This is a genomic window from Cupriavidus sp. CuC1 (assembly GCF_044627735.1).
Lineage (GTDB): Bacteria > Pseudomonadota > Gammaproteobacteria > Burkholderiales > Burkholderiaceae > Cupriavidus > Cupriavidus ulmosensis.
Window position 1 is genome coordinate 30427 of record NZ_JBIUHC010000028.1, and the last position, 19232, is coordinate 49658.

The window sequence follows — 19232 nt, forward strand, 5'->3', positions numbered from 1 at the left end:
GCTCAAGCGCCCCGCCGCCGGCACGGCTTCGAGATGGCAAGCAGTACCGGGCATCCCGGCGCGGTTACGCGCCGGGATGCCTGCCCGAGGGAATTCCAGTCGTCTTTGGTGGGTTGCCAGGATGGGGGCAGCACGCAAAAGGCCGAAGGAGACATCATCATGCAATCGGTCCGCATCGCTGTCGGGACCTTGTCCACGGCATTCCTGCTCTGGCCGGGCCTGCAGGCCCTGGCGGAGCCGCAGCCCGCCGGGCCCTCCGCCGGCTTGCCGGCAGCCCATGCCGGACCCACCACGCCCACCAGCGCGGCGGCTCCGGAATTGACTTTCCCCCCAGGAGGGGTTTCCAGTCAGCGCGGTGTCTTTGCCGGTTTCAGCAAGCCGGTGGCCAGTGACAAGCTGGAAGGTATCCGCGGCGGCGCAGAACTGGTGGTCAACGATATGCGCCTCGGCGGCACCGTGGCGGATAACAGTGCGAGCCACGTAATGAGCGGCTCCAACGCGATCGCCGAAGGATCTTTCGCCAGCGCCACGGGCTTGCCCACCGTCATCCAGAACACGGGCTCCAATGTGCTGATCCAGAACGCCACGATCGTCAACATCCAGTTCAAGCCATGATGCTGCGCAAGCTGCTTCTGCAGGCTACGCTGTTGCTGGCTTCGGCCAGCGCCTCCGTGGCGTGGGCCGACTACCTCTTCGTGCCCGGCGAGGCCGGCAGCTACTACAACGTGCGGGTCACCAGCCTCAAGGAGGCGCGGTTCAAGACCACGATCCGCCAGCAGTACGACTTCAGCTGCGGCTCGGCCGCGGTGGCCACGCTGCTGACATACCAATACGGCTATCCGGTCAGCGAGGAGGTCGTATTCCAGAACATGTATGTGAACGGCGACCAGCCCAAGATCCGGCAGGAAGGTTTTTCATTGCTGGACATGAAGCGCTTCCTGGAGTCGCGCGGCTTCCTTGCCGATGGTTATGAATTGCCCCTGTCCAAGCTGGAGGAAACCCAGATTCCCGCCATTGTGCTGGTGGTGGAGAACGGTTATCACCATTTTGTCGTGGTCAAGGGCGTGCACGGCAACCGGGTGTTGGTCGGTGATCCGGCGCTCGGGACACGCGCGCTTTCGCGTGAACACTTCGAGGCAATCTGGGACAGCCAGTTGCTGTTTGTCATTCACAACCGCGAGGAATCCGCCCGCTTCAACCTCGCGGCCGATTGGCGCGTCGCGCCTACCGGCCCTTACTCGATGGGTATCAACCGGGATAGTCTGTTCTTCACTGTCATGCCTAAGCACGGCAGTAGCGACTTCTAAGGAACGTACCATGTTCCAGACATCCTCAAAGTCCGCGCAACATCGCCGCAGTGGTGCCGGTTCGGCCACTGCCGTCGTGTTGCTTGGCGCAGGCCTTGCCTGCACCGGGCAGGCGCGGGCTGACGAAGGCACGGGGCTCGAGGCGCTCGACACGCTCGCTGCGACCGCCCGCGCCGGCTTTGCGGCACCGCCGGCTGTGCAGGCGGAAACCAACAATCCTTACCTGGCTGCGGCATCAAGCAGCATGGCCGGCTGGACGCCGGCATCGCAGGATCAAGCGAGCGCGCGCCAGGCAGATCCTGGTGTCGCCGCCGACGTGGCGGCCCTCGGCACGCCCGATGCCTCCGGCTTGGCGACGCCGCCCACGGTGCAGGCGCCATCCGATATGCCTGCCCTGGCCGCGGCCGAGCAAGCGCTCCAGGACGAATTGCGCGGCAGGTCTGATGTGGCCGCGCGCGCCGCGCCGGAGACAGCGGGTGCCGCCGATGTCACTTCCCTTCCCGCGGCGCAAGTGGCAGCTGTCGCCAGAAAACCTCGCCTGCTTGCCGCGCACGGCGACGCGAATGCGGCGGGCTGGAAGACGCCGGCTGCGCAAGAGCGGCTGGAAGACCTGCGCGGTGGCTTCGCCGCGGCCGGCCGCCCGACGCCCGATACGTTCGATGCCGCCGGCAATGCAGGGCCGTCCGCCACCCAGGAACCTCGCGTGCCGGAGGCACGCAGCACCATGGCGAGTTGGAAGCCCGTCGCCCAGGAACGTCTGGATGAACTGCGCGGCGGCTTCGATGTGGGTGCCGGCCTGCAAGTTTCGTTCGGTATCGAACGCGCCGTGTTCATTAACGGTGCCCTGGTAGTGTCAACCAGCCTTAATATTCCGGATGTGAGCCGCATCACCGCCGATCAAGCCTCCCGACTGGCCGCGGCGCTGGGCGTGGCTGTCGGAGCCGGAGCGACAGCGACCACGGCAGTGAACAATGCGCTGGCCGCCAATCCCGTGACTGCCGGCATGGGCAGCAGCACGGGAAGCAGCGGTAGCAGTAGTGGAAGCAGCGGTAGCAGCAGCGCGGGCGCCAGTGCCGGCGCGACCGGCAGCCCGGGCGCGTCGGTGACCAGCCTGCCCGCCATGGCCATCTCGGCGGGTAGTGCCGTGGTAACAACCAACGGCTTGCTTAACCTGATACAGAACGGGCCGGGCAATAGCGCCGCGGCCGGGGCGCTGGCCGGCTCGCCGGCCACGGTGATCCAGAACACGCTAAACAACCAGTCGATCCAGAGTCTGGTGACGATCAATGCGGGTGTAAACACCTTGCAGGCATTCCGCGACCAGGTGTCTGGCCTGGCATTGACCAATGCATTACTGAATTCCGCGAGCCGTCGATAAGTGACAGGACAGGCGGCAGGTGGTAGGTGGCAGGTGCAACGAGAGGGGCAGTATGCGTTAAGCAGGTTGCGGACTCCTGCACGAAGCAGTCCGCGGACCGGGGGAGGAAGGCGAAATGAAGAAAGGGTCGCTGCGTGGCATCCGGCAGGCCGGGTGCTCGACATTGCTGTTGCTTGGCGGAATGGCACAAGGCCAGACCCCGCCTGACGAAGGACCAACCGCGGCAAAGCTGGAGGCGCTCAAGCGAGAGGTGACCGAACAGGCCGCCACCCTGGAGCAGATGAAACGGTCGATGGCGGAGCAAGAGGCCACCATCCGCGAGTTGCGCAGTGTGCTGGGTGCCGACGCGCTGGCGAGAAAGCGCGGCGGCCAGCGCGTGCCGGGCACCGGCGTGACCCCGGGCGATACCGCGACCAATGCCGCAGCCGCGGCCGCCGGCGCGGCTGGCACGCAAGCCTTGCCCAATACCTCTAACGTGCCGCAGGGCGGCGTGGCGCAAGCCAGCGACGCGCAACCGGGCGACGCGCAACCGGCCAGCGCGCAACCGGGTGGCACCCAGATGGCGCAGGCCGGCGACGAGCAGCCGGTGGGCAAGCCGCCGGAGTCCGCCACCACCCCGCCGGCGATCGCGCCGATCTTCGACCAGCCGGGCGTGCTGACGCCCGCGGGCAAGATCGTGGTTGAGCCGAGCTTCCAGTACGGGTATTCGTCCAACAACCGTGTGGCGCTGGTCGGCTACACGATCATTCCGGCAATCCTGATCGGCCTGATCGATGTGCGCGAGGTCAAGACCTCCACCTACGTCGAGGCGGTCGCCTTTCGCTACGGCCTCACCAAGCGCTTCGAGATCGAGGCCAAGGTGCCATACGTGCAGAGCTCCGGCTCCACCATCAGCCGCGAAGTGTTCACCGGCACCGCGGTCGACAACGTCTTCAATGCGAGCGGAAGGGGCCTGGGCGACGTGGAAGCCACGGTGCGCTACCAGATCAACTACGGCAACGAGAAGATGCCGTACTTCATCGGCTGGCTGCGCTACAAGTCCAATACCGGCAAGAGCCCGTTCGACGTGGTCACCGATTGCGTGACCCGCTGCGTGGGCAATACCACCGGCACCGGCCTGCCGCTCGGGCTGCCGACCGGCACCGGCTTCCATGCGGTGCAACCCGGCATTACATGGCTGCTGCCCACCGACCCGGCGGTGTTCTTCGGCACCTTCAGCTACCTGCACAGTTTCTCGCGGGACAACGTCAGCCGTACCGTGCTCAACGGACAGCAGGAATCCCTGGGCAAGATCGCGCCGGGCGATATCTTCGGCTTCAACTTCGGCATGGGCCTGTCGCTCAACGAGCATGCGTCGTTCAGCATCGGCTACGACCAGAGCATCATCTGGCCGACCAAGCAGAACGGCCAGACCGTGCCGGGCTCGGTGCGCATTACCCAGGGCACCTTGCTGGTGGGCTATTCGTACCGCTTCAACAGCCGCTACACGCTGAACTTGTCAGTGGGCGCAGGGCTGACGCGGGACACCCCGGACCTGCAGGTCACGCTGCGCCTGCCAATCACTTTCTGAGGATCGTTCGCGCGTAAAAAAAACCGCAGGTGGAAACGCAAGGTGATGCACGGCTGGCATGCCGATTTCATCGCCTTGCGCTTACTCCGCGACTGGCGTACAAATGAAAAAACCCGTCCCCAGGGCGGATACGGATGCACCTCCACCTCCACCATCTGGCTTGGCATGGCTGCGTGAAGGCGACTCCGCATGCACACCGCTGCCGGGAAAGTCCGAAACGGCCTGACATGGCCAGAAGCGAGGAGAGAGTCATGCGCAAACGTATCTTCTGGTTGTTGCCCGATCTGGCGAGCGCCCGCCGCACCATGGACGACTTGCTGCTGGCCCGCATCGAGAACAGTCACATCCACTTCATCGCGCGCGATGGCGCCGATATGAGCGGCCTGCATGAAGCAAACCTGTTCCAGACTTCCGACATCGTGCATGCCGCCGAGATGGGGCTGATGGTGGGCGGCGGCATCGGCATCGTGGCCGGTGCGCTGGTGGCGATGTTCCCGATCGTCAGCGACACTCCGCAATGGGGCCTGGTTGGCGTGCTGGCTGTGCTTGGCGCGGTGTTCGGCGCCTGGGCATCCAGCATGATCGGCTGCTCCGCGCCCAACAGCCGGCACAAGACCTTCGAAAAGGACATCGAGGAAGGCAAGATCCTGCTGATGGTGGACGTGCCGCGTGGCCGCGTCGAGGAAATCGAAGCGCTGCTGCAATCGACTCACCCGGAAGCCCGCTTTGCCGGGCTGGATCCCGCCGTCCCCGCCTTTCCCTGAGTACTCCCTTGAGCTTGCCCTGATGGGCAGGGCTGTCACGTTGTCGCGCCGAGGCTCGGCGGCCTGAGGGCCGCCTGCCCCGGCGGGCCAGCGCCCGCTATTTCCCCCTCCTGAGCTCTCCTGAGCCGCTTTCGCAACAGCGATTTGCTGAATCGCCTCGCTTTGCGGTAATTTGCATGTCGCTGCGTCCATCCGTGGCGCGCATGACAAAGCAAAAGATTCGCAAACGAACGAGGGGTCGGAGATGAAGACAAAAGTGATCGCATGCGGCCTGCTGGCCGCCACGCTGGGTGTGCTTGCGCCGCTGGCGCAGGCCGAGCAAGGGGTTACCAGGACCACGATCAAGATCGGGCAATCGGCGGGGGTGACCGGGCCGGTGGCGGGCTCGGTCAAGGAGCAGATCGCCGGGGCGCAGGTCTACCTGAAAACGGTCAACGCCAACGGCGGCGTGGGCGGGCGGCGCATCGAGCTGGCGACCTACGACGACGGCTTCGACGCCAAGCGCACGCCCGACAATGTGCGCAAGCTGGTCCAGGAAGACAAGGTGTTCGCGCTCTTCATGGTGCGCGGCACGCCGCAGAACGAAAGCATCCTGCCCATCATCAACGCCGAGAAGGTGCCGCTGGTGGCGCCGCTGACCGGCGCCATCACCCTGCACCGCCCGGTCAGCCGCTACGTGTTCAATGTGCGCGCCAAGTACCAGGACGAGGTGGCCCGCGCGATCAACCATCTCGCCACTTCGGGCATGACCCGCATCGCCATCTTCTATGCCAGCGACGGCTTTGGCCAGGACGTGTTCGAAGGCTTCAGCACCGCGCTGCAGGCGCGTGGCATGCAGCCGGCCGCCAGCGCCTCGTTCGCGCGCCCGATGGGCGATATCCAGGCCGGTGTCACCGCCATCAACAAGGCCAACCCGCAAGCGGTGCTGGTCATCGGCTCCGGCTCCGAGGCGGCGCGCCTGATCAAGGAACTGCGCCGCGGCGGCAGCCAGGCGCAGTTCGTCACGCTGTCCAACAACGCCGCCGATTCCTTTATCAAGGAGCTCGGCGAGGATGCGCGCGGCCTGATCATCACGCAGGTGGTGCCGGGCACGAATTCCAGCCAGATGAGCATTGCCAGCGAATACCGCAGCCTGGCGCGGCAGCAAGGCGTGGACCCGAGCAATGCCGGCATGGAGGGCTTCATGTCGGCCAAGGTGCTGGTGGAGGGCTTGCGCCGCGCCGGGCCGGACCTGACGCGCGAGCGGCTGGTCGGCGCGCTGGAGAGCCTGCGCGACTTCGACCTCGGCGGCATCCTGATCAGCTACAGCCCGACGCGGCATACGGGTTCGTCGTTTGTCGAAATGTCGATCGTGTCGTCCACCGGCAAGCTGATCCGCTAAGCCCGCTGCGGTATAGTCGCCGCATGGCTACCTTACCTTTTTCCCTCGAAAGCCGCGTGGCGCTGGTCACCGGCGGCGCGCAAGGCCTGGGCCAGGCGATTGCCGCGGGGCTGGCACAAGCCGGCGCACACGTCATCGTCGCCGCGCGCAACGCCGAGCGCGTGCGTGCTGCCGTTGCCGCGCTGGCCGCAGACGGCGGCAGCGCCGAGCCGCTGGTGCTCGACGTCACCGATGAGGCGGCGGTCAGCGCCGCCTTCGCCCACATCGACGCCACGCACGGCCGCCTGGAAATCCTGGTCAACAACGCCGGCGCGCGCAACCGCAGCAATATGACGCACCTGGACGCGGCGGACCTGCGCGAGATGCTGGAGACCAACCTGGTGGCGCCTTACGCCTTGTGCCGCCACGCGGCGCAGCTGATGAGGCGCGGGCGCTATGGGCGCATCGTCAATGTCAGCTCGATTGCGGGGCAGGTGGCGCGTGCCAACGATGTGCTTTATCCCGCGACCAAGGGGGGGCTCGATGCGCTGACGCGCGCCATGGCGGCCGATCTCGGGCGCGATGGGGTGACTGTGAATGCGGTTGCGCCTGGGTATTTTGCTACTGAGCCTAATCAGCCGATGGTGGATGATGCTGGCGTTGCCGAGTGGTTGCGGCAGAGGACTGCGCTTGGGAGATGGGGGCAGCCGGAGGAGATTGCGGGGGCGGTGGTTTTTCTGGCTTCAGGGGCGGCTTCATATGTTACTGGGCATGTTTTGGCGGTGGATGGGGGGTATTTGGCGCATTTTTGATTTTTGATTTTTGATTTTGGGTTGAAACTGCAACTGCAACTGCGACTGATTAGCTTCAAAGTCAAAAGCAACGGCAGTTTCACCTCCCCTGCGGGGAGGCGACCTACTTTCTTGTCTCGCCAAGAAAGTAGGCAAAGAAGGCGACCCGGATGGGGCGAAAGACTCCTCGCCCCATAACGGGAGATGAAAACCTTGACGGCTCGCTGCGCATCGCGGGCGGGTGATTGCCGCCTGGGGGCGGAAATCACGGCCACGCCGAATCGTTGGGCTGGCGCTAGCGCTTTTGCTGGTTTTGCTGGTTTTGCTGGTTTTGGTGGGTTTGGAAGCGTCTCCTGATCACGCTGCCTTCCCCTTCTTGAAATGCGCTTGCAGCGCTTCAATCATCGCGGCTGCCGCCGTCGAGTCTCCCCTCTCCTTCAGCCGCACCAGGCAGATATCACGCACCAGCGAAGGCAACTGCATTGGCCGGATCGCCAGGCTTTCTTGCTGGAACTGGAATAGCGCCAGCGCCGGCACCACGGTCACGCCAAGCCCGGCGGCTACCAGCGCGGCCACGGTGGCCAGGTGTTCCACTTCCATGACCCCATTGAGCTTGAGCGGATGCAGCGCGGCATCCAGGTGCTGGCGCACGCTGCTGGTCCGGGAGAGCTGGATGAAGGGCAGGCCTGCCAGCGCTTGCGGCGTCACACGGCGGCGGCGGGCCAGCGGATGGTCCGCGGGGCAGACCAGGTGGAAGGTGTCCGTTACCAGGGGCTCGATGCGCAGGTCGCTGTCCTGCGCGGGGGCGGGCGCCAGCGCAAAATCCGCGCGGCCGCGCCTTACCAGGTCGATGCAGCCGTCCGCCAGCAGGTCGAACAGTTCGATGGCGATGCCGGGATAGCGCTGGTGGAAGGCGGCCAGGATCGGCGGCAGGTCGCCTGCCGCCAGGGAGGGCAGCGCGGCGATCGACACGCGTCCTTTGCGCCGCTCCGCATGGTCGCGCAGTTCGGCGAAGGCGGTCTCGAAATCGGTCAGCAGCCGTGCCGCCACTTCTTCGAAACGCCGTCCTTCCACGCTGAGTTCCACATGGCGCGTGGTGCGCTCGAACAGCCGCGTGCCGGCCTGCTCCTCCAGCGTCTGGATCAGCGCACTGAAGGCGGATTGCGACAGGTGGCAGGCCTGCGCCGCGCGGGTGAAGTTGCGGTGCGTGACCAGGGCCACGAAGGCGCGCAGGTGTTTGACGGAGAGGTTCATTGGCAGGCGCCCGGGCAGGTAAGATCCGCGTTTGGCGGACCGCGAAACGCGGTGGCCAGTGGCTTTGATTTCATCTGGAAAACCGATAGATTAATCCAAATTATCCGCTTTTTGGTTGACGGCGTCGCGTCTAGAATGGCTCCATCTGCCGCATTCCCGCGCGCGGCATGCCCTTCTTCACCCGGTTCTCACCAGGCTTTCATCCTATGACCGCCCCTTTGCTGATCGGCTCCGGCGCCGGCTTCTCCGGCGACCGCACCGACGCCGCCCTGCCCGTGGTGCGCACGCTGATCGCAGCGGGCGGGCCGGCCGTGCTGATGTTCGAGACGCTGGCCGAACGCACGCTGGCGCTGGCCCAGCTAGCGCGCCGCAACAATCCCGCCCACGGCTACGAGCCCCTGCTCGACGCGTTGCTGGCGCCGGTGCTGGGACTTTGCCTGGCCAACGGCATTCCCATCGTCGGCAATTTTGGCGCGGCCAATCCCCATGCTGCGGCGCAACGCGTGCGTGCGCTGGCGGCGGAGCTGGGCCTGGCGCCGCCACGGCTGGCGGTGGTGGAGGGCGACGATCTCTCGCACGATGCCGGCCGCGCCGTGCTCCGGCAGATCGTCGGCACGGGCTTTCCGGAGGCGCGCTTTGTCTGTGCCAACGCCTATATTGGCGCGCAGGGCATTGCCGACGCCCTGAGCGCCGGCGCGCAGGTAGTAGTCTGTGGCCGCGTGGCGGATCCCGCGCTGGCGGTCGGCCCGGCCATGGCGCACTTCGGCTGGTCGTGGCAGGACTGGGACCGGCTGGCGCGCGCCACCATGGCCGGGCATTTGCTGGAATGCGGGGCGCAGGTCACCGGCGGCTATTTCGCAGATCCCGGCATGAAGGACGTGCCGGATGTGCACGCCGTTGGCTATCCCATCGTGTGCCTGGACGAAGACGGCAATATCGAAGTGGGCAAGGCGGCGGATACGGGCGGCTGCGTGGACCTGCGCACGGTCAAGGAACAGCTCCTCTACGAAGTGCACGACCCCGCCGCCTATCTCACGCCCGACGTTATCGCCGACATCAGCGCGGCCACGGTCGAGCAGATCGGCCCGGACCGCGTGGCGGTGCGCAATGTGCGCGGCCGCGAGCGGCCCGAGCAGCTCAAGGCCAACCTGTTCTACGAAGGCGGCTGGATCGCCGAAGGCGAGATCTCCTACGCCGGCCCCAATGCCGCGGCGCGCGCGCGCCTGGCCGCCCAGATCGTGCGCAAGCGCATGCATCTGCTCGGCCATGCGGTGCCGATCCGCTTCGACCTGATTGGCGTGCTGAGCGTATTTGCCGACGATGGCGGCCGCCTGCTGCAACAGACACAACCCGGCGAGGCACAGGCGCGGGATGTGCGCCTGCGCGCCGCGCTGGCGCATGAGGACAAGCCCGTGGCCGAAGCGCTGCTGCGTGAAGTCAACGCGCTGTACACCTGCGGCCCCGCCGGCGGCGGCGGCGTGCGCACCGCGTTGCGCGCGCGGCTGAACGCCATGTCCTGCCTGGTGCCGCGCAGCGCCGTCACCGCAAGCCACACCCTGCTGCCATGAACGCTACCACTATCCCCACCACTACCCCCGCCACCATCGCGCTCTACCAGCTTGCGCACGGACGCACGGGCGACAAGGGGGATCGCTCCAACATCAGCGTGATTGCCTACGACGCGCGCGACTTCGATCACCTTGTCGCGCATGTCACCGAGGACGCGGTGGCGGCGCTGTTCCGCTACCGCCAGCCGGCGGCGGTCAAGCGCTACCTGGTGCCCTCGCTGCAGGCGATGAACTTCGTCATCGACGGCGTGCTCGACGGTGGCGTAAACGATGCGCTCAACCTCGATACGCACGGCAAGGCTCTGTCCTTCCTGCTGCTGCAACTGGAACTCCCGTTGCCCCCGCGGCTGGACGACGCCGGCTGAACGAGAACACCGAAGCAGAACGCCGAAGCAGAACACCGAAGTAAAGCGACAAGCCACAACGACAAACCACAGCGATTCCAAATTCGAACAGGAGACCAAAGATGTCCGCATACACCAAGCCCGCTTCCCGCCTGAAGGTGGTCACCGGCATCGCCGCCGCCGCGCTCGCGCTGCTGGCCGGCCCGGCGCACGCGGAGTTCCCGGACAAGCCGATTCGCTTCGTGGTGCCGTTCGCTGCCGGCAGCGCCACCGACCAGCTCGCCCGCGCGATCGGCCAGGCCATTACGGTGGATGCCAAGGTGACGGTGGTGGTCGACAACAAGCCCGGCGCCAACGGCTTTATCGCCGCCAGCGACGTGGCCAAGGCCAGCCCCGATGGCTATACCGTGCTGATCAGCACCAACACCACGCATGCGGCCAACGAGCATTTGTTCAAGAAGCTGCCTTACGATCCGGTCAAGGACTACGTTCCGGTGACCGCGCTGGGCCGTGGCGGCCAGATCATGGTGGTCAACCCGCAGTTGCCGGTCAACAATGTGGGGGAATTTATCGCGCTGGCCAAGAAGGAGCCGGGCAAGCTCAGCTTCGGCAGTGGCAGCTCGTCCTCGCGCATCGCCGGTGAGCTGTTCCAGCAGATGGCGCATGTGCAGTTGCTGCACGTGCCCTACAAGAGCAACCCGCTGGCCGTCACCGACCTGCTGGGCAACCAGATCCAGATGATGATCACCGATACCGCCACTGGCCTGCCCCAGGTCAAGAGCGGCAAGCTCAAGGCGCTGGGTGTGTCGGGCAAGACGCGCTCGCCACTGGCGCCCAACGTGCCGACCATCGACGAGGCCGGCGTCAAGGGCTATGAGATGAGCTATTGGTTCGCCGCCTACGCCCCGGCCAAGACGCCGCAGCCGGTGGTGGACAAGCTCAACGCCCTGATGGTGAAGGCGGCCAGGAGCGACACCGCGGCAAACTTCTACCAGTCCACCGGCACCGAAGTGTTTACCAGCACGCCGGCCGAGCTGGCCAAGTTCCAGGCGCAGGAATCGGCCAAGTGGGGCCGCATCATCAAGGCCGCCAATATCCAGCCTGAATAAGGCGTGGCCGGCGCCTCGCCGTGCGATCCACCCGCACGGCGAGGCAGCCAGGCCAGCTTACTGGGCCAGCGTCGCCTTGTATCCCACCGCATACGGCAGCTTGCCGGGCTTGGCGCTGCCCACCGGCTGCGAAAGCGCCGTGAACTCCGTCTCGTTGAACACCGTCAGGCCGCCCAGCGCCGCGGCGCCAGGCTACAGGCCACTGCAGCCCATTGCTGTCGCTTGATCATCAATCTCTCACCCGTTCGTTGTTCTTGTTTGCCGCCCACCTGTAAGGGCGGGCGGCGGAAAGATCACAATCTATGTCGGCTTGATGACGTGCTCGTGACGAAAGGACTTGAAACAAAGTTATCCAGGCGGGTGCCGCCGGGGGAATCCGGCGCATTCACTGGCAACCTTGCTGGCGGGAGGGCCGCGCCGCCGCTGACGCGAGAGACGGGCTACCATGCCGGCAACCTATCAACAATTGCCGCGCAGCAGCCTCTGGCCAGCCGCGGGCACCCGCAAGGCACGCATGAACGCACCCGCATCGACGCTTCCCGGCTCCCTCGATCCCCAGGCCCTGATCCGCACCTATATCCGCGCCAAGGATGAGAACCGCCCCCACCTGATGGCGCAGGCCTTCGCCGCCGATGCCACGCTGGAGATGACGGTCAAGTCCGAGGCCATCGCGTTCCCGGCCCGCAGCGAAGGCCTGGCCGCGATCAGCGACGTGCTGGTGCGGCGCTTTGGCCAGAGCTACGACAACGTTTATACGTTCTGCCTGGCAGAGGCCCCGCCCGCGGGCGACGCGCAACGCTATGGTTGCGACTGGCTGGTCGGCATGACCGACAAAGCCAGCGGTGGCGTGCGCGTGGGCTGCGGCAGCTACGCATGGGAATTCTCTGCACAGGCAGGCGCCCGGCGCGTGCAAGCACTCACCATCGTGATCGAGGCCATGGAAGTGATGCCGCCGGATGCCGCGCGGCCGGTGCTCGACGGCTGGCTGGCCCGCCTGCCCTATCCCTGGAGCACTGCCGCGCAAGTTTGCGAGCAGGCTCCGGCACTGGCACAGTTGGCACCGGTGCTGGCGTACCTGCGGTCCGGTGCCACGCACGACAAGCGTTGATCTTCCGGCCGGCTGCGCACCTTCGGCGAAGGCGACAAGCTGGTGGCAGGCCTGAGCGCGGTGCCGGCGCATGGGCACACCCCGGGCCACCGTGGCTACCTGTTCAAGTCAGGCAATCAAAGCCTGCTGTTGTGGGGCGATATCGTGCACAGCCACGCGGTGCAGTTCCGCCGCCCGGAGGTCGCGCTGGAGTTCGATGTGGACAGCACGCTGGCGGTGCATACGCGCAAGAAGCTCTTCGCCGATGCCGCGCGCGGCAAGCTGTGGGTGGCGGGCGCTCACTTGCCGTTCCCGGGGATCGGCCGTGTGCGCGTGGAGAGCAAGGGCTACGCCTGGGTGCCGGTGGAATACGGGCCGCTGCGCACGGACCGGTAGTGTCGATGCGGCGCGATGTGCCGGGGTTGCCGCTTAGCGCTTGAACCCCAGCACCAGCACGCCGGCGCCGACCAGCGCGATGCCGGCCCACTCGCGCAGGCTGGGGCGTTCGCCGAGGAAGATCACGGCGAACACCGCCACCAGCAGCAGGCTCAGCTTGTCCACCGGAGCCACCTTCGAGGCATCGCCAATCTTCAGCGCCCGGAAGTAACATACCCAGGAGGCGCCGGTGGCAAGTCCGGAGAGCACAAGAAAGATCCAGGTCCGCGGCGACAGCGCGAGCGGGTTGCTCCACTTGCCCGTGAGCACCACGAAAAAGCTCAGCACCACGATGATCACCGCCGTGCGCACCAGCGTGGCAAGGTCCGAGTTGATGCCTTCCAGCCCGATCTTGGCGAAGATCGCCGTCAGCGCGGCAAATACGGCCGACAGCAACGCCCAATGAAACCAACCGGTGGAAGAAGCCAAGGTGTTGTTGTGCTTGATCAAGGTTTGAGTGGCAAGCCAGCCCGCCAGGCAGGACTCAGGTGCGCCGGCGTTCCATGGCCACCAGCGAAGGCACAAAGCCGAGCTGCCCGAAGAAAGCTGCCTCGGACGAGCGCCCGGCGCGCAGCACCCACGTGATATCGGGATCGTTTCCGACGATGTGGCGCACCAGCGCGCGGCCGATGCCGCGGCGGCGATGGCTCGGCGTCACCGCGACCATCGACAGGTAACCATTGGAGATGTCGTCGCACAGCGCCCGCGCGAAACCGACGATCTGTCCCTTATCGACCGCCACCACCACCCGTTGCGAATTGGCGATCAGCCGGGCGAAGCGCTCCGTGTTGGCAACGCGGTGGGCCCACCCGTTGGCCGCAAGGAGTTGTCTGGCCGCCTCGATCTCTTCTGGCAGCAGATTGCGGATTTCCATCGGGGCTCCCCATGCAAGCAGATACAGCAACTCGGCGCTTCCCTTCTAATGGAGGGCGTCACGAGGCGAGTGCGGCGCGGGGCCGCAAAAAAGACTGCTGGCAGTGTAGCGAGCGCGCGAAGGCCCGTCAATTTGCGACAGGCCATGTTGCTTCCGCTCTATAGCGGGGTATCATGTTTCGCATGAATGCCTCGATCTTCTCTTCCGCCCATCCGGCCGATCAGCTGGCCGAGTTCTCCGACGCCGACGCGGCGCTGGCTCGCATCCGTGAAATCTACGATGCCTCGGTTGGCGCGATCCGCGCGCGCTTCGACGCCTTCGCCCAGGGGCAGCCGCTGCCGTCCGCGGCGCATGCCTGCTATCCCTACCTGGGCATCTCGGTCAATCTCGAAACCATGGTCACCGACAGCCGGCCATCCTGGGGCACGGTTGCCTACCCCGGGGTCTACGGCACCACGGTCACCCGCCCCGAACTGCTGGCCGACTATTACCGCGACCAGATCGAGCGCCTGATACGCTACCACCGCGTGCCCGTGGTGGTCGGCGTGAGCCGTCGGCCGATCCCGCTGCCGTTTGTCATCGAAGCCTCCACCACCGACATCAGCTACACCCAGGCGCGCGAGCTCGAGGCCTCGTTCGTGCTGCCCGAGCTGAGCCGCATCGACGACGCCATCGCCAACGGCACCTACGAGCCGGTGCCCGGCGAAGCCTGGCCGCTCTCGATGTTCCCCGGCGAGCGCGTGGACCTGGCGCTGCAGCGGCTCTATCACTACACCGGCACCGCGCCCCAGCATTTCCAGCGCTTCGTGCTGTTTACCAACTACCAGCGCTACGTCGACGAGTTCATCGCGCTCGGCCGCTCGCTGATGGCAGCCGAAGACGCGCAAGGCGCCGACGGCCACGTGCGCTTCGTCGAACCCGGCGATGTGATGCAAGAGCGCGGCGAGGCCGAGCCCGACGATGCCCTGCGCCCGCGCGCGCTGCCGCAGATGCCCGCCTACCACCTGGTGCGCGAGGACAAGCTTGGCGTCACGCTGGTCAATATCGGCGTGGGCCCGTCCAACGCCAAGACCATGACCGACCACCTTGCCGTGCTGCGCCCGCATTGCTGGCTGATGGTCGGGCACTGCGGCGGCCTGCGCCGCTCGCAGCAACTCGGCGATTACGTCCTGGCACACGCCTATGTGCGGGACGACCACGTGCTCGATCACGACCTGCCGCCCTGGGTGCCGGTGCCGCCTATCGCCGAGATCCAGGTCGCGCTGCAAGAGGCCGTGGTACGCGTGACGGGTTTGTCCGGCAACGAGATGAAGACCCGCATGCGCACCGGCACCGTGGTCTCCACCGACGACCGCAACTGGGAACTCAAGTCCAAGGCGCTGTACGCCCGCTTCAACCAGTCGCGCGCGATTGCCATCGACATGGAGAGCGCCACGGTTGCGGCCAACGGCTTCCGGCTGCGCGTGCCCTACGGCACCTTGCTATGCGTGTCCGACAAGCCGCTGCATGGTGAGCTCAAGCTGCGCGGCATGGCCAATGCGTTCTATCGGCAGCGGGTGAGTCAGCATATGTCGATCGGGCTGGAGGCGATTCGTATCTTGCGCGAAGGAGGGGCCGAGCAGCTGCACTCGCGTAAGTTGCGCAGCTTCGACGAGCCGGCGTTCCGTTAGGCTCGACAGGATACGCCAGAACCGTCTGCAATGACGACGGCTGTCACTCGCTCTCCCCTCAGGGGGACCGAGGCAGGCGAGCGCGTGGCCACGAAGGCAGAACGCCATCAGCTATTGGCGATAGGCCCCGGCAGGCATAGAATCGCGCGCTTCGCCCCGCTTTAGCACAATGACTAAGAATCACCATGCGGTTGTTACGCTGGCCAGCCTGACGCTTGCCGGCTGCCTGCGCTATCCGCATGCATCGGGCCATCTGGTTCGCACCGCGACGATCGCGGCATGCCTTGCGGATCTGGTGGGGCTGGATGCGGCGCACTGCGAGCGCATACGGCTCGCCACGCCGGTGCATGACGTTGGCAAGCTCGCCATCCCCGATGCCGTACTGCTCAAGCCTGGCAAGCTGCTCCCCGAGGAGCGGCAGGTGATCGAGCGGCATGCCGAGATCGGCGCCAACATACTTGCCGGCAGCGCCCACGCGCTGATTCGGCTTGCATCGCAAGTCGCGCATCATCACCACGAGCGCTTTGACGGTACCGGCTACCCATGTGGCCTGGCAGGCAATGAGATTCCGCTAGCCGCGCGTATCGTGGCCGTCGCCGACGTGTTCGACGCCATGACCGAGTCGCGCTGCTATCGCCCCGGCATGACGGACGACGATGCGTTGTCCATCATCTCGGCAGGATCCGGCACGCATTTCGACCCGGACGTGGCGCGCGTCTTCCTCGCCAATGTTCCGGTGATATTGCGCAGCCGGCGTTCAGCGCAGGCGCTGCTGTCCGCCGGCTCCGAGATGGCCGTGGTCGCGCGCTTCTACGGCTTGAATCGGGACGTATTGCGGCAGATCCCGCGTCAAGCCAGGGCCTGACGCGGGATCTGCCGCGCGTGCGTTGTGCCGTGGTGCGCCGTGGCGCGCTGTACCGCGTTTCGTCAGAAGCGGTAGCCCACGCCCATGCTGAACAGCCAGGGATCCAGGCTCACGTTCGAGACCTTCACGCCGGCCGCCTTGACATCGCTCGACAGCCAAACCTTCTTGATGTCGGCATTCAGGAACCAGTTCTTGGTGAGCTTGTAATCCATGCCGACCTGCAGCGCGGGAGCCACGCTCCAGCTATCGAGCGTCAGCGAATTGCTGGCAATGTCCGCGCCCCAGATGCGCGTGAAGTTCAGGCCGGCGCCGACATACGGGCGGAAGGTGCCGTTGGGCATGAAGTGATATTGCACCAGCAGTGTCGGCGGCAGATGGGTGAAGGAGCCGATCTTGTTGCCATCCAGGTAGACGTTCTGCTTCTGCGGCACGGTCAGCACCAGTTCGGCAGCGATGTGCGGCGTGAAGAAGTAGGTGACATCGAGTTCCGGAATCCACTTGTTGTTGACCGTGATGCGGTCCGAGGCGCCAACGCCGCCGATCGGGTCGGACTTGCCGGCCATGTCGAGATAGGTGCCGCGCAGGCGCACCATCCAGTTGCCCTGCGCGTCATCGGCAGCGGCGGCGGGCGCTGCGGCAACGGCGCCGAGCACGGCAAGGGTGGCGATGGCGGTGTTGGATAGGCGGGTAAGCAGGCGCTTGTTCATGATGGTTGGCTCGTGTTTCAGGAAACTTCACGCACAGTTTGGCGGAGCGCTTCCGGTCGAGCCTTGACCGAGAGCAAGAAGATGGGCATCGGTGGCGCGCACATGTGCATGCGTCGTGGCCTTGCGACAGTACCCGGTGCGCGTTGCACTGGTTGCGCACGCGCCGCGCAGCCATCTTTCGCATTTCCAATCCCGGGCCGGGCTTCTAAGGACATGCGCAAATATTCGTGGCAGACAAGCGTGCGCGCGCCTTACGCTGTGCACACAGTCAAGCCAAGAGCATGTCGTGGGCGTCCCGCAAGGGCGTCTTTCCGGGTGTGCCCCGTGGGGGCGGGGCACACCGGTTTTTCTGCGCCGAGACGTTAGGCCCGGGCGCGGCCGGCATCAATCGGCCAGGGCTTCCTCGCGAGGCGACTGGCTGGCGGCACGCAGGTGGCGGTTCACACCCGACACCACGGCCTTGAGCGACGCCGTGACGATATTGGCGTCGATGCCGGCGCCGAAGCCAGTGGCGGAGTCTCCTACCCGCACTTCCACATAGCAGGCCGCGGCAGCATTGGCGCCGGACGACAGCGCGTGCTCGTGGTAATCCATCACGCGCACCGGCATGTCCAGCGCGCCTTTGAGGCCGCTGACGAACGCATCGATCGGGCCGTTGCCCCGGCCGCGCGCGCCCACGGGCTCGCCATCGCGCAGCAATGCCACTTCGATCTCAACCTGGCCGCCGCTGTCGGACACCATCTGGTGGCCCATATAGCGCAGCGGCGCCTCGTGTTCGAGATATTCGCGCTTGAACAAGCCATACAAGTCATCGGCGCTGGCTTCGAGCCCGCTCTCATCGGTCATCGACTGCACCGCGCGGCTGAACTCGATCTGCAGGCGGCGCGGCATATAGATGCCGTGCACCTGTTCCAGCAGGTAAGCCATGCCGCCCTTGCCGGACTGGCTGTTCACCCGGATCACCGCATCGTAGCTACGGCCAAGGTCGGCGGGGTCGATCGGCAGGTAAGGCACTTCCCAGATGGCATCCGCCTTCTGCTGCGTGAAGCCCTTGCGAATCGCATCCTGGTGCGAGCCGGAGAAGGCCGTGAAGACGAGGTCACCCACATACGGGTGGCGCGGATGCACGGGAAGCTGGTTGCAATCCTCCTCGCACTGGCGCACTTCATCGATATCGGAAAAATCGAGCTCGGGGTCCACGCCCTGCGTGTAGAGATTCAACGCCAGCGTCACCAGGTCGACATTGCCGGTGCGCTCGCCATTGCCGAACAGGCAGCCTTCCACGCGATCGGCGCCGGCCATCACGGCAAGCTCGGCGGCTGCCACCGCGGTGCCGCGGTCATTGTGCGGATGGACCGACAGCACGATGTCGCTGCGCCGTGCAAGACGCCGGTGCATCCATTCGACCTGGTCGGCGAAGATATTGGGCGTGCTGCATTCCACCGTGGTCGGCAGGTTGAGGATGAGCGGGCGGGCTGCGCTCGGCTGCCAGATCGCGGATACCGCATCGCAAACCTCGAGTGAGAAATCCAGCTCGGTCATGCTGAAGGTCTCGGGCGAGTATTCGTAGCTCCATGCCGTCTCGGGCATGCCATCGGTCAGCGCCTTGATCAGGCGCGTGCCCTCCAGCGCGATCTCCTTGACCTCCTCGCGGCTCGCGCCAAACACGATGCGGCGAAAGGCTGGGGCGATCGGGTTGTAGAGATGCACCACGGCGCGCGCGGCGCCGCGCACGGATTCGATGGTGCGCTGTATCAGGTCCGCGCGGGCCTGCGTCAGCACCACGATGGTCACGTCGTCCGGGATGCGGTCTTCCTCGATCAGCATCCGCACGAAATCGAAATCGGTCTGCGAGGCCGAGGGGAACGCCACCTCGATCTGCTTGAGCCCGATCTTGACCAGCTGCTCGAAGAAGCGGAGCTTGCGCTGCGGGTTCATCGGCTCGATCAGGGCCTGGTTGCCATCGCGCAGATCCGTGCTCATCCAGATCGGCGCGCGCGCGATGCGCTTGGCGGGCCAGGTTCGGTCGGCGATATCAACGGCGGTGGCAGGGCGGTATTTGGTGGCGGGATTGCGCAACATCATGACGGTTCTCCTTCCTCGCGGGAAGATGCAAGACAAGAAACAAGGCACAAGACACAAGATCGCC

Annotated in this window: 18 protein-coding genes and 1 pseudogene; 14 read left to right on the top strand and 5 right to left on the bottom strand. The window is 65.8% G+C overall.

Features of this window, described 5'->3' with window-relative positions:
- Positions 1-159 precede the first annotated feature (159 nt).
- From ACGLHR_RS14640 to ACGLHR_RS14670, 7 genes are all read left to right on the top strand, one after another.
- Positions 160-615, top strand: coding sequence for a hypothetical protein (locus ACGLHR_RS14640; protein WP_400094710.1), 456 nt, complete (start codon positions 160-162; stop codon positions 613-615).
- Positions 612-1307, top strand: a complete 696-nt coding sequence (locus ACGLHR_RS14645) for a C39 family peptidase (RefSeq protein WP_318231470.1) — start codon at positions 612-614, stop codon at positions 1305-1307. Before ACGLHR_RS14640 ends, ACGLHR_RS14645 begins: the two co-directional genes overlap by 4 nt.
- Before the next feature lie 10 nt (positions 1308-1317).
- Positions 1318-2685, top strand: a complete 1368-nt coding sequence (locus ACGLHR_RS14650) for a hypothetical protein (RefSeq protein WP_400094712.1) — start codon at positions 1318-1320, stop codon at positions 2683-2685.
- Between the two features lie 115 nt (positions 2686-2800).
- Positions 2801-4255, top strand: coding sequence for an acetate kinase (locus ACGLHR_RS14655; protein WP_400094714.1), 1455 nt, complete (start codon positions 2801-2803; stop codon positions 4253-4255).
- Between the two features lie 251 nt (positions 4256-4506).
- Positions 4507-5019, top strand: a complete 513-nt coding sequence (locus ACGLHR_RS14660; protein WP_318231467.1) for a DUF1269 domain-containing protein — start codon at positions 4507-4509, stop codon at positions 5017-5019.
- Positions 5020-5263: 244 nt separating this feature from the next.
- Positions 5264-6400 carry an ABC transporter substrate-binding protein gene (locus tag ACGLHR_RS14665; protein ID WP_400094716.1) on the top strand — a complete coding sequence of 379 codons (1137 nt, stop codon included), beginning with the start codon at positions 5264-5266 and terminating at the stop codon, positions 6398-6400.
- A 23-nt stretch (positions 6401-6423) separates the two neighbouring features.
- Positions 6424-7191, top strand: a complete 768-nt coding sequence (locus tag ACGLHR_RS14670; RefSeq protein WP_400094718.1) for an SDR family oxidoreductase — start codon at positions 6424-6426, stop codon at positions 7189-7191.
- Between the two features lie 336 nt (positions 7192-7527).
- Here the strand turns inward: ACGLHR_RS14670 and ACGLHR_RS14675 are convergent, their stop codons facing one another.
- The gene (locus tag ACGLHR_RS14675) at positions 7528-8424 is read right to left on the bottom strand and encodes a LysR family transcriptional regulator (RefSeq protein ID WP_400094720.1); all 897 of its coding nucleotides are present in this window, start codon (positions 8422-8424) and stop codon (positions 7528-7530) included.
- 206 nt (positions 8425-8630) lie between these two features.
- Between ACGLHR_RS14675 and ACGLHR_RS14680 the strand changes: the two genes are divergently transcribed.
- The 5 genes and pseudogenes from ACGLHR_RS14680 to ACGLHR_RS14700 form a co-directional block, all read left to right on the top strand.
- Positions 8631-9992: an acyclic terpene utilization AtuA family protein gene (locus tag ACGLHR_RS14680; RefSeq protein ID WP_400094722.1), complete on the top strand. Its 1362-nt coding sequence runs from the start codon at positions 8631-8633 to the stop codon at positions 9990-9992.
- Positions 9989-10357, top strand: coding sequence for a hypothetical protein (locus ACGLHR_RS14685; RefSeq protein ID WP_400094724.1), 369 nt, complete (start codon positions 9989-9991; stop codon positions 10355-10357). Before ACGLHR_RS14680 ends, ACGLHR_RS14685 begins: the two co-directional genes overlap by 4 nt.
- Positions 10358-10458: 101 nt before the next feature.
- Complete coding sequence (locus ACGLHR_RS14690) at positions 10459-11445, top strand: tripartite tricarboxylate transporter substrate binding protein (protein WP_318231461.1); 987 nt, start codon at positions 10459-10461, stop codon at positions 11443-11445.
- A gap of 514 nt (positions 11446-11959) precedes the next feature.
- Positions 11960-12553, top strand: coding sequence for a hypothetical protein (locus ACGLHR_RS14695; protein ID WP_400094769.1), 594 nt, complete (start codon positions 11960-11962; stop codon positions 12551-12553).
- A pseudogene (locus tag ACGLHR_RS14700) lies at positions 12554-12928 on the top strand (MBL fold metallo-hydrolase); the annotation flags it as partial.
- A gap of 33 nt (positions 12929-12961) precedes the next feature.
- On the opposite strand, the gene ACGLHR_RS14705 reads toward ACGLHR_RS14700, so the two are convergent.
- Together ACGLHR_RS14705 and ACGLHR_RS14710 are read right to left on the bottom strand one after the other, a co-directional pair.
- A complete protein-coding gene (locus tag ACGLHR_RS14705) occupies positions 12962-13396 on the bottom strand; it encodes an EamA family transporter (RefSeq protein ID WP_318231459.1) in 435 nt (144 codons plus the stop codon).
- 55 nt (positions 13397-13451) lie between these two features.
- Entirely contained in the window at positions 13452-13841 is a 390-nt protein-coding gene (locus tag ACGLHR_RS14710) for a GNAT family N-acetyltransferase (RefSeq protein WP_318231458.1), read from the bottom strand.
- 173 nt (positions 13842-14014) lie between these two features.
- Here ACGLHR_RS14710 and ACGLHR_RS14715 point away from each other — a divergent pair, with 173 nt between their 5' ends.
- Together ACGLHR_RS14715 and ACGLHR_RS14720 are read left to right on the top strand one after the other, a co-directional pair.
- Positions 14015-15511: an AMP nucleosidase gene (locus ACGLHR_RS14715; RefSeq protein ID WP_400094726.1), complete on the top strand. Its 1497-nt coding sequence runs from the start codon at positions 14015-14017 to the stop codon at positions 15509-15511.
- 169 nt (positions 15512-15680) lie between these two features.
- Complete coding sequence (locus ACGLHR_RS14720; protein ID WP_400094728.1) at positions 15681-16376, top strand: HD-GYP domain-containing protein; 696 nt, start codon at positions 15681-15683, stop codon at positions 16374-16376.
- A 62-nt stretch (positions 16377-16438) separates the two neighbouring features.
- On the opposite strand, the gene ACGLHR_RS14725 is transcribed toward ACGLHR_RS14720, so the two are convergent.
- Entirely contained in the window at positions 16439-17083 is a 645-nt protein-coding gene (locus ACGLHR_RS14725) for an OmpW family protein (protein ID WP_400094730.1), read from the bottom strand.
- A 384-nt stretch (positions 17084-17467) separates the two neighbouring features.
- Positions 17468-19165, bottom strand: a complete 1698-nt coding sequence (gene leuA / locus ACGLHR_RS14730; RefSeq protein ID WP_400094771.1) for a 2-isopropylmalate synthase — start codon at positions 19163-19165, stop codon at positions 17468-17470.
- Positions 19166-19232: the final 67 nt, after the last annotated feature.